The 15,059-nt window shown below is 52.1% G+C and carries 13 protein-coding genes; 2 read left to right on the top strand and 11 right to left on the bottom strand.

Features of this window, described 5'->3' with window-relative positions; translation table 11 throughout:
* Positions 1 to 2: 2 nt before the first annotated feature.
* Complete coding sequence (locus MFFC18_RS10340; protein WP_075081552.1) at positions 3 to 1,682, bottom strand: aminotransferase class III-fold pyridoxal phosphate-dependent enzyme; 1,680 nt, start codon at positions 1,680 to 1,682, stop codon at positions 3 to 5.
* Positions 1,683 to 1,911: 229 nt separating this feature from the next.
* Between MFFC18_RS10340 and MFFC18_RS10335 the strand changes: the two genes are divergently transcribed.
* Together MFFC18_RS10335 and MFFC18_RS10330 are read left to right on the top strand one after the other, a co-directional pair.
* Positions 1,912 to 2,853, top strand: coding sequence for a hypothetical protein (locus MFFC18_RS10335; RefSeq protein WP_075081553.1), 942 nt, complete (start codon positions 1,912 to 1,914; stop codon positions 2,851 to 2,853).
* A gap of 114 nt (positions 2,854 to 2,967) precedes the next feature.
* Entirely contained in the window at positions 2,968 to 3,885 is a 918-nt protein-coding gene (locus tag MFFC18_RS10330; RefSeq protein WP_084416674.1) for a nucleoside hydrolase, read from the top strand.
* Positions 3,886 to 3,945: 60 nt separating this feature from the next.
* Here MFFC18_RS10330 and wecB read toward each other — a convergent pair whose 3' ends face one another.
* The 10 genes from wecB to MFFC18_RS10280 all read right to left on the bottom strand — a co-directional run bounded on the left by wecB (position 3,946) and on the right by MFFC18_RS10280 (position 15,057).
* Positions 3,946 to 5,088, bottom strand: coding sequence for a non-hydrolyzing UDP-N-acetylglucosamine 2-epimerase (wecB, locus tag MFFC18_RS10325; protein ID WP_075081554.1), 1,143 nt, complete (start codon positions 5,086 to 5,088; stop codon positions 3,946 to 3,948).
* Positions 5,085 to 6,230: a polysaccharide biosynthesis C-terminal domain-containing protein gene (locus MFFC18_RS10320; protein ID WP_075081555.1), complete on the bottom strand. Its 1,146-nt coding sequence runs from the start codon at positions 6,228 to 6,230 to the stop codon at positions 5,085 to 5,087. Before MFFC18_RS10320 ends, wecB begins: the two co-directional genes overlap by 4 nt.
* Before the next feature lie 110 nt (positions 6,231 to 6,340).
* Positions 6,341 to 7,390 carry a polysaccharide biosynthesis protein gene (locus tag MFFC18_RS10315; RefSeq protein ID WP_075081556.1) on the bottom strand — a complete coding sequence of 350 codons (1,050 nt, stop codon included), beginning with the start codon at positions 7,388 to 7,390 and terminating at the stop codon, positions 6,341 to 6,343.
* Positions 7,391 to 7,529: 139 nt separating this feature from the next.
* Positions 7,530 to 8,834: a glycosyltransferase family 4 protein gene (locus MFFC18_RS10310; RefSeq protein WP_075081557.1), complete on the bottom strand. Its 1,305-nt coding sequence runs from the start codon at positions 8,832 to 8,834 to the stop codon at positions 7,530 to 7,532.
* Positions 8,831 to 9,514 carry a sugar transferase gene (locus MFFC18_RS10305; protein WP_075081618.1) on the bottom strand — a complete coding sequence of 228 codons (684 nt, stop codon included), beginning with the start codon at positions 9,512 to 9,514 and terminating at the stop codon, positions 8,831 to 8,833. The genes MFFC18_RS10310 and MFFC18_RS10305 overlap by 4 nt, the downstream gene beginning before the upstream one ends.
* 11 nt (positions 9,515 to 9,525) lie before the next feature.
* On the bottom strand, positions 9,526 to 10,410 hold the full coding sequence (locus MFFC18_RS10300; RefSeq protein WP_075081619.1) for a sulfotransferase family protein: 885 nt from the start codon (positions 10,408 to 10,410) through the stop codon (positions 9,526 to 9,528).
* A 38-nt stretch (positions 10,411 to 10,448) separates the two neighbouring features.
* On the bottom strand, positions 10,449 to 11,621 hold the full coding sequence (locus tag MFFC18_RS10295) for an aminotransferase class I/II-fold pyridoxal phosphate-dependent enzyme (protein WP_075081558.1): 1,173 nt from the start codon (positions 11,619 to 11,621) through the stop codon (positions 10,449 to 10,451).
* 405 nt (positions 11,622 to 12,026) lie between these two features.
* Positions 12,027 to 13,241, bottom strand: a complete 1,215-nt coding sequence (locus tag MFFC18_RS10290) for a glycosyltransferase family 4 protein (RefSeq protein ID WP_084416676.1) — start codon at positions 13,239 to 13,241, stop codon at positions 12,027 to 12,029.
* Positions 13,241 to 13,888, bottom strand: coding sequence for a sugar transferase (locus MFFC18_RS10285; protein ID WP_075081561.1), 648 nt, complete (start codon positions 13,886 to 13,888; stop codon positions 13,241 to 13,243). The genes MFFC18_RS10290 and MFFC18_RS10285 overlap by 1 nt, the downstream gene beginning before the upstream one ends.
* Positions 13,885 to 15,057: a DegT/DnrJ/EryC1/StrS family aminotransferase gene (locus tag MFFC18_RS10280; RefSeq protein WP_075081562.1), complete on the bottom strand. Its 1,173-nt coding sequence runs from the start codon at positions 15,055 to 15,057 to the stop codon at positions 13,885 to 13,887. Before MFFC18_RS10280 ends, MFFC18_RS10285 begins: the two co-directional genes overlap by 4 nt.
* Between the last annotated feature and the right edge of the window lie 2 nt (positions 15,058 to 15,059).

The following is a 15,059-nucleotide window of genomic DNA, read 5'->3' as shown; positions in this document are numbered from 1 at the left end:
CTTTAGGTGAAAATGTATCCATCGCGAAACGGATAGGGCGCTGACGACTGCTCGGCCGGATCATGGACCAGCAGCGTGCGGTAGATCAGTTTGCCGTCGCGGTGTGCCTCGATCAAAAAGCGGCTGGGCTTTTTGATGCTTTGGACTTCCACGGACAGCTTGAACCCGGCGTTGTTTGCTTGCGGACTATTCGGCATACCGGCTGCCAAATCCTTTCGCTGAACCTGTTCAGCAGCGACCCGAGTTCCGTCTTCGTCGACCGCGGAAAGTTCCACCGGTTCGCCATCGATTAAAACCCAGCCCGTCAACACCATCGTCTTGCGGATCATATTGAGAGCGTCGATTCTGCCGCGAAGCTCGAACTTTGAAAACGGCTCGCCGATCGCTTCTTCCGGTTTGACAATTTCGCGCATCCATCGCGTCATTGATTCCGTCGTGCGTTCAAGCATCCGCATCGTGTCGAACAGGGCATCGCCGTTGTGAGCCGCGTTGGGCCAAAATTCTCCATGCGTGATCAGCCCTTCTTCCAGAGCGAACATGCAAAATGCTGCCCGGAGTTGTTCAGGCGTCAGGAATTCTTGAGCATCGAACTGCAAAGCCAGTCGAGTTGGATCGCCTACCAGTTGGCACGGAAAACCTTGCTCTTGCGCAAAATCATTGAACCCGTCCCGTAGCTGGGATCCGACGTGACGCAACTCGGACGGGAGACATCGCCCGACCACCACGTCAAACGCCGCTTCGACAACGTCAAGCGTAAGCCCTCCGGGACGATCTAGCGTCCTCATGGTGCTCCGCCAGGCTCGGCCCAGTAATTCTTTCCGCCCCAGCACCGCAGAAAACGCAAACGCTCCCCCCAACTTCTCGCCGGTGACCGTGATGTCTGGAGCGATCGAAAAGTGTTGTTGGGCACCGCCGATGTCCAGCCGAAAGGCCGTTTCCGATTCGTCCAGGATCAAAAGCGTTCCATGCTTCTGCAGCAAAGAATGTAGCTCTTTATAGTAGCCCGTCGGTGGAAGCTGAAACGTGGGCGGATTGATCACGACAGCAGCCAATTGATCCGGATTCGTTTTCAGCAGCCACTCTATGGCTTTCACGTCATCGAGCGGAATCGTTTTGACGTTGGTTTCTTCGAAATGGGAACGCGTAAACCGAAAGCGTTGATCTTCGGCGAACAAAGGTCGATTCGAGTGAACTTCATGGACAGCGATCATCGGCCGACCGGTCAAAGTCCGCGCCATCTCAGTCGCACAATAAAGAGCCTCGCTTCTGCCTCGCGTGAATCCGACCAACAGTTCGTCGCCGTGGTTGAAAACGTCCGCAAACTTTTTGGCCAGAGAAACTTCTCGCGGATCGGTCAGCGGTCCGTCGCAGGCGGCTGGTTCATCGAGTTCATGAGCCGGTTCGTCGATCGCCCATTGTTTAATCGCATCCACGACAGCAGGATGACGGTGGCCGAGCAAGTTCGAATCCGAGCTGCCGGTCCAGTCCAGGTAGACGCTGCCAAGAATATCCCAAATCTGACATCCCGAAGCCCGTTTGGAGAATTTGGGCAGGACACGCTCACCATAAATCGGTTGCTGCAAATGCGGGTCGAACCGATGGTAAAGCAGTCGATAGCGGGCTTCCGCAGTCAGCCGAGCGTGATGCTCGAGCAATTTGAGATTGATCGAATCAGATAGCATGTTCGATAGGATAACCGTTGTGCGAACGATGTAAATTCTGCTTCGCAAGGAACAACTTCTTTCGCGTCAAGTTCCGCCGATCAAGCCCTCCGGATGCCCAAACTCTCTACTTCCTCCGGACTGACACGCCAGCACGATTGATATTGCACGAAAATGGCCGTTTGCTACTTTCCCGCTAAAGCTCGCGCCCCAAATTTGATTGCGAGCCCTCAAATCCGGAAGGACTGTGATGTCTTCGAATCGAAATATCGTTTGTGCTGTGGTGCTGTGCGTCGTCGGCATGTCGTTTACGGGCTGTCGCAATCGATGCCAACCCAACTACTATCCCTACCAACAACAGCCCTACGCCAATCAGTACGGATACAACACCGCTCCGAACTACGGACAACAGTACGGAGCCGCTGGCGGAAGATCCCAGGTCATTCCACCACCGGGAACGGGCACGTTGAACATTCCTTCGATTGCTCGCAACAATCCGTTCGGCGTCAATCAGAATCGCGGTTTGCTCAATACAGGCGGGAACGCGCCAACGCCAGCCAACGGAGCGAGTCAATTCAATCAGCAAAATGGCTGGCAATCGGTTGGCGGCAATACAGCAAACCCGGCTTCGAATCCAAACCCGAACAACAATCAGTCCAACGCCACTCAGCCAACCAGTGGCACGACGACGCTTGGTAGCAACTCAACCGCAAACCCGGCGGCAACAGGGCAGGAAAGTGCTGCTCCTGCGAGCGCCCGTTCCGTACTGGTTCAAAACACACAGGCACCGGCCAATCAGGGCTACGGCGATTCCTATGTAAGATCGCCGGACTATTCCACGACCGCGGTTAACGAGACTTACGATCGAACGCGATTGCCGGCAACCGACGCTTCCGCAGTCCGCGCTCCATCGCAATACTACGCTCGGGCTTCCGGAGTCCAGGTGGCACAGCTACCCGGCCAAGGCATGTCGGGATACCAGCAACCTTATTACTCCGGAACTTTTAGCGTTCCGTCGGGCCAATACAATGCTGCTTCAGGAATGGTTCAGACAGGCAACGCGACAAACGCAGTTTTTGCAGCCAACACCAACGCAGTCGTCCAAGGCCAATCAACTGCGTCTTACGATCCGTACAATAACACGCGTTCTGCAGATTGGCGAAACCGTGACACGAGCGGAACTTTTCAATAGGAAAAGTCCCTGCTGATTCCGTTCGCTGCCAACGTGCAGCTTTTGAATTCCTGTCGGCTATATTATGGGTTCACACTGTGAAGTGAATTTGATCGCCCTGACAGGACCACGGCCATGAAGATAAACGTCTCCCGAATCTTTTGCGTTCTTGCAATTTCTTTTACGCTCCTGTGGGCCGCGATGGTTCATGCTCAGGATGCCAAACCAAAATTGATTCTCGATGCGGATACCGCCAATGAGATTGATGACCAGTACGCCATCATCCGGATCTTTCGTCAAGACAAATTCGACGTCATCGGATTGAATTCGGCTCAGTGGTTTCACTACTTGGGGCAACAAGATTCGGTCCAAGCCAGCCAAAAGCTAAACGAAAGGCTTGTCGAACTGATGGGAGTCAGTGGGCTGCCGTTGAACATCGGGGCGGAGCGTCCGATGGGAAAGCCCTGGGGTGGAGACGAAGCGAAAGACTCTCCCGCGGCTCAATTTATCATCAAGTCTGCTCGTGAGCTTGCCAATGATGAAAAGCTTTACGTCGTGTGCATCGGAGCCAGCACTAACCTTGCTTCTGCCATCAAGTTGGCTCCTGAAATCGCGCCGAAAATCAAAGCCTACGTCATGGGGTTTCAGTACGACTTCGGGACAGGTACCTGGAACAAATCTGAGTTCAATGTTCGTCGGGACCTCAACGCTGTCGACTTTCTGCTGAACCAAAAAGATCTCGAACTGCATGTGATGTCCGCGACGACATCAGGAATTTTCAAGTTCGAGCAGGGAGATAGCTTTGAAAAACAGGCCAGAATGGGACCGCTTGGAGAGCAACTGACCGAACGTTGGACGCGACTGTTTGGCAGCTCGAAAACCTGGGTGATGTGGGATCTGGCGTTGGTAGAAGCCATGATCGATCCCTCATTGGCGAGCGAGGTGGAAGTAACGACGCCGCCCGAGAACACTCAACGCAAAGTCTGGATGTATAAGACGATTGACGTAGAGAAAATGCGTGCCGGATTTTGGGCCGCGGCACTGGCGAAGTAGGCTTGGCCGTTCCGTCACCGCGTACGAGACAACGACTTGCGGAGCGACCGGAAGCAGTCGCTACGACCGATCGTCGATGCCTTGCCAGCGATGGGCAAGTTTAGCCGTTCCAAGAATTAGTTGAACAACTCGCTGCGACGTGTTGGGAACCTGATAGTCGACAGGCACGGGTGCCACAGTTCCGGCCGCGAACTGATCCGTCACGACCGTCACGCAATCGAGAATGCGATCCGGATTGGTGCCCGTCAGTGTGATGCTGCCAGTATCCATGGCTTCGGGGCGCTCCAGAGCGTTTCGAATGGTCACCGCGGGGAAGCGGAGCATCGACGACTCTTCGGAAATCGTGCCGCTGTCGGAAACGACGCAGAACGAGTCCTTTTGAAGTTTATTGTAATCGCAGAATCCAAACGGCTTCATGAAGCGGACCTTGGACTCGTCAACTTTCAGCCCGAACTGATCCAGCCGTTTCTGCGTTCGCGGATGAGTCGACACAATCACGGGCATGTCGAACTTTTCCGACAACATCGTCAACGCGTTCACCAACTCCGTCAGCGGTTTCTCATAGTCCACGTTCTCTTCGCGATGCATGCTGACCAAGATATATTTACCAGGTTCAACGCCCAAATCTGCGGGCGCCGTCGAAGCATCGATTTTCGCACCGTAGTGATTCAGGACTTCGTTCATTGGCGAACCGGTCACGTAGATTCGCCGATGCGAGATGCCTTCGGAAAGCAAATGTCGACGCGCGTGTTCCGTGTAGACCAGGTTGAAATCGCTGACATGATCAATGATGCGGCGATTGGTTTCTTCTGGAACATTTAAATCAAAGCAGCGGTTTCCGGCTTCCATGTGATACAGCGGAATCTTCAGGCGACGCGCCATGATGCCCGCCAATGCGCTGTTGGTGTCCCCAAGAATCACGACCGCGTCGGGCTTTTCCTGACGCAGGATTTTTTCGCTCTCGATCAACGTTCCGCCCAGCACATTGCCCAGCGACGATGTGTCGACTCCCATGAAATGGTCTGGCTTGCGAATCTCCAGATCATCAAAAAAGATCTGATTCAATTCGTAATCGTAGTTCTGGCCAGTGTGTGCGATCTGGTGATCGGTGTACTGGTCAAGTGCTGCCATGGTGCGGCTGAGGCGGATGATTTCCGGGCGAGTTCCGAGGATCGTGAGAACTTTTAGGCGAGTTGAATTCATGCTTCTGCTGATTGAGTCGTTGGAATTTCAACAATCATCGGATACGTATCCGAGTTGTCAGGATCAAAGTGTTCGCCAGCCCAAAAAAGAGTCAGCAGCGGCGTGTCGCCGACATTAGTAATGTTGTGCGTATGCAACGTAGGGATGTCGATCGCTTGCGGATGATCGCCACTGACTTCGTAAGTCACAATGTCGTCGTGAAGGACGCGACGCATTCGAATCTTGGCCTTGCCCTGAATCACCAAAAACCTTTCGACTTTGCGAAAATGAAAATGCTGGCCACGAGTGATTCCTGGATGGCTGGTCGAAACGAAAACCTGCCCCTGCCCGTCCGCACGAGCGGCTTCGAAAAGATTTCCGCGGTCGTCCGTGTGCAACGTCAAGTCGACGGCTCTTTTTTCATACGGAATGTAGGAACGAAAAGTGTTGAACAGTTTCAGATCGATCGGCTCCGTCGCTTCCGGAATCACTCCGTCGAAATAGCGTTGGCTGAGCCGTTGCATTCGCTCCAGCAACTCGGAAACGAACATTTCGCTGCCGTGAGGCCGAAGTTCTCCAACCGTTCCGTCTTCGATCGAATTCCAGATGATTTGAGCGACATCATGAGCGTGCAGCAGGTTAACCTGGCCATCGCTGATAATCTTTGGAGTCTCGCCATTGGCGAGCTGATGGGCAAACGTCGAAACAACCGAATTGTAAAACGGTTTGCCGTGCTCACCGAAAACATGTGGTAACACAAGGTTGAGGAACCGGGCGTCTTCGACGTTCGCCCAATCCTGAAATGTTTCCCCAGCGACCCGTTTTGAATAGCCATAGCGACTGTCGCCATCGACTTGAGTCGACGAGCTGTAGATGATCTGCGGACGACAATCGAGCTGTTGGCAGATTTCGGTGATGCGTTGAGCCAGACCGATGTTCGTCTGTACGATATCTTCTTCTTCGCCCCGATTCATGCCGGCAAGGTGCACGATCACGTTTGCTTTTTCGATCGCATCACTGAGGTATGCGTCGTCGTTGAATTGCTCGCGATTGCACGGAATGACATGCGTGCCAGCACACGTTTCGAGCCAGCATCGCAAGTGCCAGCCGATTAAGCCGTCGCTTCCGGTGACAAGGATGTGTTGTTGTGAGTTACGGGTCATAAGTTTTCTTTTTCATCGTTGACAACTCGATGGGGATTTTCCGAAGCGATTGCCAACATGCCGAGGTCAAGGTTGGGGTGAGCTAAAGGCGGACTCACCGGAGTGCGGGACTAGGAAGTAGGCAAGCCCAGCTCTTCAAGATCGCTTTGAATCTCAGGCAACGAAAGCAACAGGGCTTTCATTTCCTCAAGGGTGAGTTGTCTCGTGTTGTGGGAGTCATAGTCGTGAGCCATCGGTTCGAGTTGTTCGCCTTCGGTGAAGAAACGCTTGTAGTTCAGATCACGCTCGTCCATTGAAATTCGCATGAAGTCACCCATGTCTTCGCTGCGCTGCATCTCCGCGACACTGGCCAACGCTTCAAACATTTTCTCGCCGTGGCGAATGCCAATGGTCTCAATTTTCGTGTCGGACTGGAAAAGTTCAACCATCGCCTGAGCCAGCATCCCGATCGTGCAAGCGGGTGCTTTCTTGATGAAGATGTCCCCCTGTTTGGCGTTGTTGAAAGCGAACTCGACGAGAGCCACCGAATCGCGGAGGGGCAGCATGAACCGAGACATCGTCGGTTCGGTAATTGTAATCGGGTTGCCTTCGCGAATCTGACGCACGAAAAGTGGAATGACGCTACCGCGCGAATACATGACGTTCCCGTAGCGAACGCTGCTGATGGTGGTGTCGTGTTCGCCAAGCCGTCGGGCGATCGATTGGGCGACTTTTTCCATTACCGCTTTGGTCATTCCCATCGCGTTGACGGGATAGACGGCTTTGTCCGTTCCCAAGACGACGACGCTTTCGACTTTGTTCGAAACCGCTGACTCCAGGACGTTGTTCGATCCAATGATGTTCGTCTCGACAGCCTGCATCGGAAAGAACTCGCAAGAGGGAACTTGCTTGAGCGCGGCAGCGTGAAAGACCATGTTGACGCCTTCCATCGCTCCATCGACGCTGGCCCGGTTGCGAACGTCTCCGATATAGAACTTGAGCCGCGGCTCCGCCATTCGAACTCGCATGTCTTCCTGTTTCCACTCATCGCGGCTGAAAATGCGAATTTGCTTATAGCCCTGTGCCAGCAAATGGGAGACCATCGTTTTGCCGAACGAGCCGGTGCCTCCGGTGATCAGGACGGTTTTTTCAGCTGGGTCGAAGTTGGATTTGTCAGACATGGTTCGGGTGATTATTGGGGTGAGGCCTGGTCAGGTGTTCAAACAGGCGGTTTAGGTTTGATCGAAATTTCCAGCAGTGACCTGTGGAACTACTTTGTTGATTTGGCTGCGAAGATTATTACGGTTTTTCTCAATCCGGCTAATCCGCAGAGTGCACGAATTCAGTGGTCTGTGTTTTCCTTAATTCGCTTGTGCTGGCAGAGAACGAAGCTGGCTTGACAGCGTCTGGTGTTCCCGGCGATTTTCCTCCCAGCAACCGCAACCAGCAATCCAGTATGGCCTCTTGTCCGAAATGGGCTCGACCAACATTTTGAATTGCGTCACGGTCGTACCCGTAGCGTTTCCAACTATCAAACTCTTTTGAGATCGCTGATGCGACTTCATCGGCAGTTGCAGGTTGCGTACAAACGGATCCCAGATTGTGTTGATTCACCAATGTAGCGAGCGAAGTATCTCCTTCGACCAGACACAGTAGTTTGCAACCTGCTTCAAGGTAGGTCATCGTCTTGCTCGGATAGGCGCTGAGGATCACTTTGGGAGCCAACGATACCACCCCTAGATTGCAGCGATTGATGACTTTCATCACGGCTTCGATCGGCAGGTAGGGATGAAAGTGTATCGACTGACCAGTCGCAGAGTCAGACCGCTTTTTCAACGCGTCCACGCTTACGCCAGCGCCGATGAACCAGAACTCGATCTCGTCGTTCGTTGACAGAAGTTTTGCCGCGTCGACGATCGTTTCCAGGCTTTGAAAACGCCCAATGTTTCCGGCAAATAGCACGCGAAACTTCTCAGTCGGAACTTCGAAAGCCGCTGGAACACTCGCGGATTCGTCAACGGTGTCGATAATGAAATTGTTGATCACGTGTACATTGTCGCCAGCGAGCCCACGGTTTCTCAGGGAGGCCAGCATGTCATCGGAGAGCACAACGACAGCTTTTGCTTTCTGGCAATTCCGCTTGTCAACCCAAGCAGCGATTCGAAGCGGCAGCGAACGTTTTAGCAAGCCACTGGCTTGTGCAATTTCCGGATACAAATCCATGCAGTGGTAAATGTATTCCGTTCGACGGAAAAAGCAGATCGCTCGAGCGACGGTTGCCATGATCGTTGGCGGGAAAGTTGACACTGTCATCAAGTCGTATGGCTTGAATCGAAACACGGCGTGAAAGAACAGCCAAAGCCCGAAGACCACGACGTTGATTGCTCGTGGGATCGGCTTCTTTTTATCTTCCTTGAGCAGCGGAATGCGAATGATGGTCATGCCGTCAGTTGTTTCTCTAACCGGTAAACGCGGGCCATCGTAAGCGTTGTTATACCCCGGCTGCGCCGAGAAAATGGTTACATCATGACCCTGCTCGGCAAACTTGCGGCCCATGATGTAAAGCATGTGCGCATAGCCTGGAGTGTCTGGGCGAATGTAACGATGTGCGAGCAGCAGTTTCAACTTGGGTCCTTAAAGTCATCAGGAGCAATCGTGATTGGTGAACCAATAAACGTTTGTAGAATGTATCTGAGGTCGCCGATGAACGACCACTCGTCCAGATACTTGCGGTTGAGTTTCACCTTGTGCGGCCACAGTATATGGTCATTGCGATACTCCGCATCGTCCGCCGCCGCCAGGATTTCTTCTTCGTGGCGGTACGTTAACGATGCCGGACCGGTAATTCCTGGTCGCATCGACAGCAGAATTCTGTCCTCCCCTTCCAGCACATCGGTGTAGCCCGCGACGTCCGGCCGAGCCCCAACAAAACTCATGTGACCAAAAAGGACATTGATCAGTTGAGGCAATTCATCGATTTTCAGTCTACGCAACCACTTACCAGTTCGAGTGATGCGAACGTCATTGCCAGCAGTGTTAGTCGTTGTGACGCCGGGGACTTCTCTCATCGAACGAAGTTTGTACATCGGAAACGGCCGCCCGTGCAAGCCGATCCGCTGGTGCACAAACAGCCCGTTTTTACGAGTGCTGATCGTTGCAAGTATCCAGCCGAACAGTATCAATGGCCAAAGCAACAACAAGCCAAGGATCGCTGCAACAATGTCAAACGTTCGTTTGCAAAAGCGTTGCGCAAACGTCAAACCGCCGTTTGGGATGGTGTTTGGTACAGAATCAATTTGGTTCATGGACGAAGCACTCACGGTTCCACGTAGCCCAGTTTTGTCAAAAGATCGCCGGCGACCTCGTTGATCTGTTGTACCTGTAGTTCCGAGAGTTGCTTTTGCCATTTGCCTACGCTCTTTTTCGAAACACTGTCGGTGAGTTCCGCAATGCTTACCGGGGCGACATCTCGATCAAGAAACTCACAGATTTTGTTCAGCCACATCGCTGGATCAGATGTGACGGCTTCGTAGCGAACCGTCATGACCTTCTTTTGATCCAGTTTGCCAAGCTGTTCGATGGCTTTGCTGACGCAAGATTTCCACTGAATCGCGCATCCTACTGCCAGATCATTTTGTTCAAACGCTGTTTGCATGCCCGTGAACTTCGGTCCCCAGGTTGAAAGGCGATCCTTCTTTGCTGTCAAACGATATATATGACTGCCGAGGTACCTGAGTGCGTAGTACGGTACATCAGTCTTGGGGACGTAACGGGCTTTCTTCATGAGATACCCAATATCCAAACCAGCATTCCAGCGTAGCGAAGCAGATGCAGCCGCATCACGTCCATCGCGGATGATGTGGATGAATTTTGCATTGGGAAGGACTGCCTGAACGAATTCGCATCGAAGCGTATTGGCACAGGTTTTTTCGATCACCATTTTGCCGGGATGGTCCTTTGCGAATCTGGCAAATTGCTTTCGAATGTAAGCAACCGTTTTTTCGTTCGCCATCTCTGCCGTGAACTCGTCGGTTTCGAACTCGCGGTTGCCGTGTCGCCAAATGTAGTTGATCTCGTCACAGGGCCACGTTGCGAACGGTTCCAGTTCGGACAACAGATTACGAAGCATGTTCGTACCACTGCGAGCAGCGCCAATGATGACTGCCGGGGGATCGATTTTTATTTTGGGAAAGTGGTTCATGCTGATACACATCAGTTTGCTGATGTAATGTCCGGCGATCAGCCGGTTTCTCTGAGGGATCGAGTTTTGCAAAGGCTGCGGATCGTTTTGCAGATTCGCGTAACGTCTTCGTTTGACATCGAAGTTCCACTGGGCAAGCAGATGCCCTGTCGGTTAATTGATTCTGCGACTTGCCCGCCGGCGACGCGGCAGTTGGCGAATACCTTTTGCGTGTGCAACGGACGCCAGATTGGGCGAGACTCAATGTTTTCGGCTTCGAGCCCGGTCATCACGGCGATGTTGTCGACGCCAAATTCTTTCTCGTCGATCATCACCGCAGTCAGCCATCGGTTGCCGACTCCGTAGCTAACGTCCGGCATAAAGCGAATGCCAGGCACTTCTGCCAGCTCATCTTTGTACTGATTGAAGATCTCACGTTTCCGTTGAACCCTTTGCTCAATGACCTCGAGTTGACTGATGCCGATCGCGGCCAAAATATTGCTCAGCCGGTAGTTGTAGCCGATCTCATGATGCTCATATTGCCAACCCGGTTGTTTCGCCTGGTTCGCGAGGTAGCGAGCGTGATCGATCAACGCACCATCGTCGCTCGTCACCATGCCTCCGCCGGAAGTCGTCACAATCTTGTTGCCGTTGAATGAAAATGCAGCCGCCTTAACCCCGTGCCCGACATGCTGACCTTTATACGTCGCGCCAACTGTTTCCGCACAGTCCATCACAAGCGGGATTTCGTATCGATCGCAAACGGATCGAAGTCGGTCGACGTCGCATGGCTGACCGTAGTTTTCAGTCGGAAGAACCGCCGCCGGTTTGATGCCTGACTTTAACAGCGATTCAATTTCCTTTTCGAGAACGTCGATGTCCATGTTCCACGTGTCGTAATCACAGTCGATGAATCCAAGGTCTGCCCCCAAATACTTCGCCCCTGCAACGCTGCCAATAAATGTCAACGTCGACGCAAGTACGAGGTCTCCAGGTTTGATCCCAATGCAGCGAAGCATCAAATGGATCGCAGACGTTCCGTTCGCCACGGCCACGCAGTGAGGCAGTCCTGTGATCTCGGAAAACAGTTCTTCGAATTGGTCAAGTTGCGGTCCAACCGGAGCAATGTAGTTCGATTCAAACGCTTTCTTCACATAGTCCAATTCACGACCGCACATGTGCGGCGCTGAAAGAAAAATACGCTTCAAGTTTTTGTCAGTTGTCGAAGGCATAGTGTTGTGGGGTACTTCTGAGGCAAATTCGCGTTTGGAGGGATTGAGTCCATCTAAGCTGCTGTCGAGCTTCAATGCTGAGAGACGACTTTAGGGACTACTCTACCCAATGACTGGGTTGGCAAATGATGTGTTTCGGGCAATGCGAGCGATTGAGTTGACATCGGCGTTTGAAACGACTTTGCTTGATGGAGATAAGTCGGCAGTCCGTTTTACCTATAGCAAGATCTTGGATCAAAGATCCGACGCGGCCAAAAAAGTTGGCAACCCAGATCATACTGATCCAATAGAGTTGCCATTACGCGAGAATTAATGATGCCCTCACACGGCCAAGTGCGTTTTCACTGGACAGGTGGTCGATCGTCGATTCAGGAGTCAGGGTGTGATAGCAGCGTTCAATCGTCATTAGTTTCGTCGCTCTATCAAGCAAAGCAACTGGCTCCACTTGTCGAGAATAACATTTTGACCAAAGTTCTCTCTACCAACCTGTTGGATTGACCTCGCTGGCTGTCCGCCCTGCTGCCATTGTTCAAACTCCGATAAAACCGCATCGACAAGTGATTCTGCCGTGGCATGCTTGCAAACGGTTCCCAACTCGTTATCGCTCACGAAGCCAGCCAGTTCAGACTCAGGCTCGACCAGCAATAACAGACGACATCCTGATTCGAGGTAGCTCATCGTTTTACTCGGAAACGCACAATAGACCACGCCAGGGTTCAGCGACACGATGCCCAACTGTGACTCTGAAATCACAACCATGACTTCTTTCAAAGGCAGGAACGGTCTGAAGAAAACTGTTCTGTTCAACAGCGTTCCCGACGCTTCTACCAAATGGTTTTTGAGCGCTCCGTCTCCGACAAACCAGAACTGAATTTCTGACTGGTCAGCGAGTCGGTGCGCCGCGTCCATCAATTTATCAAGGTTTTGGAATCGCCCAAGGTTGCCGGCGAACAGTACTCGAAACGATTCCGAAGATGCTTTTAGATCGTCAGAGATGGAAACCGTCTCATCAAACTGATCGATGATGAAGTTATTGATGACGTGAACGTTGTCGAGTTTCGGATCCCGATTCAAAACGGTCGTTTTCATGTCTTCGGAAAGGACGACGACCGCGACTGCCTTGCGGCAGTTCTTCAAGTCGATGGATCGTGAGAGGGATTCAAGCCATTTCTTTTTCAAAAGGCCACTGGCGACGACGGTCTCTGGATAGAGATCCTGACAGTGGTAGAGATATTTTGATCGACTGAACAGACAAATGAACCGAGCCGTCATTCCCATCACGACTGGCGGAAATGAAGCGACGGACATCAGATCGTATGTTCGAATACGGCGGAAGCAGTGAACGATCAACGATAGACAAAAAATTACGACGTTGAGGGCTCTGCGAATCCGTGTCTTTTTGCTTTCTCGCAACAGCGGCGTCCGAAAGATCTCGACGCCGTCAACGATCTCGTACGCGGGTGCCGGATGCTCCAGATAGTTCCCGTTGTAGCACGGCTGAGTTGAGAAAACCGTTACCCGATGCCCGCGGGACACGTAATCTTTGGCCATGATATGCAACATCTTCGCATAGGCAGGCGTGTCGGGCCAATAGTAGCGGTGAACCAGTAGTATATGCATCAAGAAGAGGCCTTGTTCATTGGTTCGCCAGCCGTCGACTTTGGCGGTTTTCTGTCGGATCCTACGATCGTGAGAAACGTTTTGAAAATCAGCTGGACGTCAAACAGGACCGATGACTTGTTGACGTATTGCTCGCCAAGTTTGATTTTCGCGGGAAGAATCTCTTCGATGTAAGTTTGCGTCGGATCGGAAGATTGGGCCAGAATCTCTTCTTCAAAGCGATACTCGATCGATGCAATATCTGTGATGCCCGGTCGAACCTGGAGAAGTTTGCGAAAATCTTCCTCGAACAATTCCACGTACTTGGGAACTTCAGGGCGGGGCCCAACCAAGCTCATGTCGCCTTTGAGAACATTGATCAACTGAGGCAGTTCATCAAGTTTCGTCTTTCGAAGTATTCGACCAATCGAGGTAATCCTCGGATCGCGATCAGCAGTGATCTGAGCTCCAAGTTTCTCGGCATCAACGACCATCGAACGGAACTTAAGGATCCCGAAGGGTTGAAAGTTCTTTCCAACCCGAATTTGCTCAAAGAAAACAGGACCTTTAGATGTCAACTTGACAAGCAACGCGCACACCAACATTACCGGGCTCAGCACGATGATGCCAGTTAGAGAAAGAACAATGTCAAACAATCGCTTGATCACTTGGCGTTATCGTTTGCGATTCGTTTTACAGTTGCAACCACGTAATCAATCTCGTCGGTCGACATCGAAGGATACAACGGTAGCGAAATGATTTGCTCAAATACTCTCGATGCGACCGGTAAGTCTGCTGGGCTGTATCCGTATTCGTTTTGATAGAGCGGATGCAAGTGAAGGGGAGTGTAGTGGACGCTTGTCCCAACTCCTGCCTCGTTCAATTCAACGATGAAATCCGAACGGTCAATGTTCAGCTTAATGAGATTCAGCTTGATGACCATCAGGTGCCAGGCGTGGCTCGCGTGTTTTTCGATAGTCAGTGTTTCAATGAAATCGAAATCTTTAAACGCTTCGATATACCGAAGGGCCGCCGATTTGCGACCACTGTGAAACTTGTCTGCCTGATGAAGTTGCCCCAGTCCAATGGCGGCAGCGACATCGGGCATGTTGTACTTGTAACCCGGGGCCTGGATTTCATATCGCCAGGATCCTTTAGCGCTAAATCGATTCCAGGCGTCGCGACTGAGTCCATGTAAGCTCATTTGCTTCATGCGAGCAGCAAGTTCATCGTTCTCCGTTGTGATCATTCCTCCTTCACCCGTCGTGATCGTCTTGTTTGCGTAGAACGAAAAACAGGTCACTTGGCCAATCGAGCCAATCATGTTGCCTTTCCACTGGGCAGGAAAAGCATGTGCCGCATCTTCGATAACTGGAATATCGTGTTCGCGTGCAATGTCCTGAATGACATCCATGTTGCAAGGCTGTCCGGCGTAGTGCACTGGCATGATTGCCTTGGTGTCGGCACAAATTTTTGCTCGTATGTCTTCGGCGCAGATGTTGAATGTTGCCGGATTAATGTCGACCAGAACGGGAGTGGCGCCGAGGTGGATGACAACTTCGGCGGTGGCAGCAAACGTAAGTGTCGGGACAAGGACCTTGTCGCCCCGCCCGATGCCGTGGGCCTCCAGTGCAAGATGGAGAGCAGCTGTAGCGCTGTTAACCGCGATCGCATGTTTTGCACCGACAAAGTTGGCGAATTCAGTTTCGAATTGCTTGACTTTGGGGCCCGAAGTTAGCCATCCGGAATTTAGCGTTTCGACCACGCTCTGAATCTCTTCTTCGCCAATGATGGCTTTGAAGAACGGTATGTTTCTTGTAGTTTGCTCAGTGCTCATGC

The organism is Mariniblastus fucicola, from assembly GCF_008087665.1.
Classification (GTDB): Bacteria; Planctomycetota; Planctomycetia; order Pirellulales; family Pirellulaceae; genus Mariniblastus; species Mariniblastus fucicola.
This window is presented reverse-complemented; position numbering and strand designations above follow the sequence as displayed.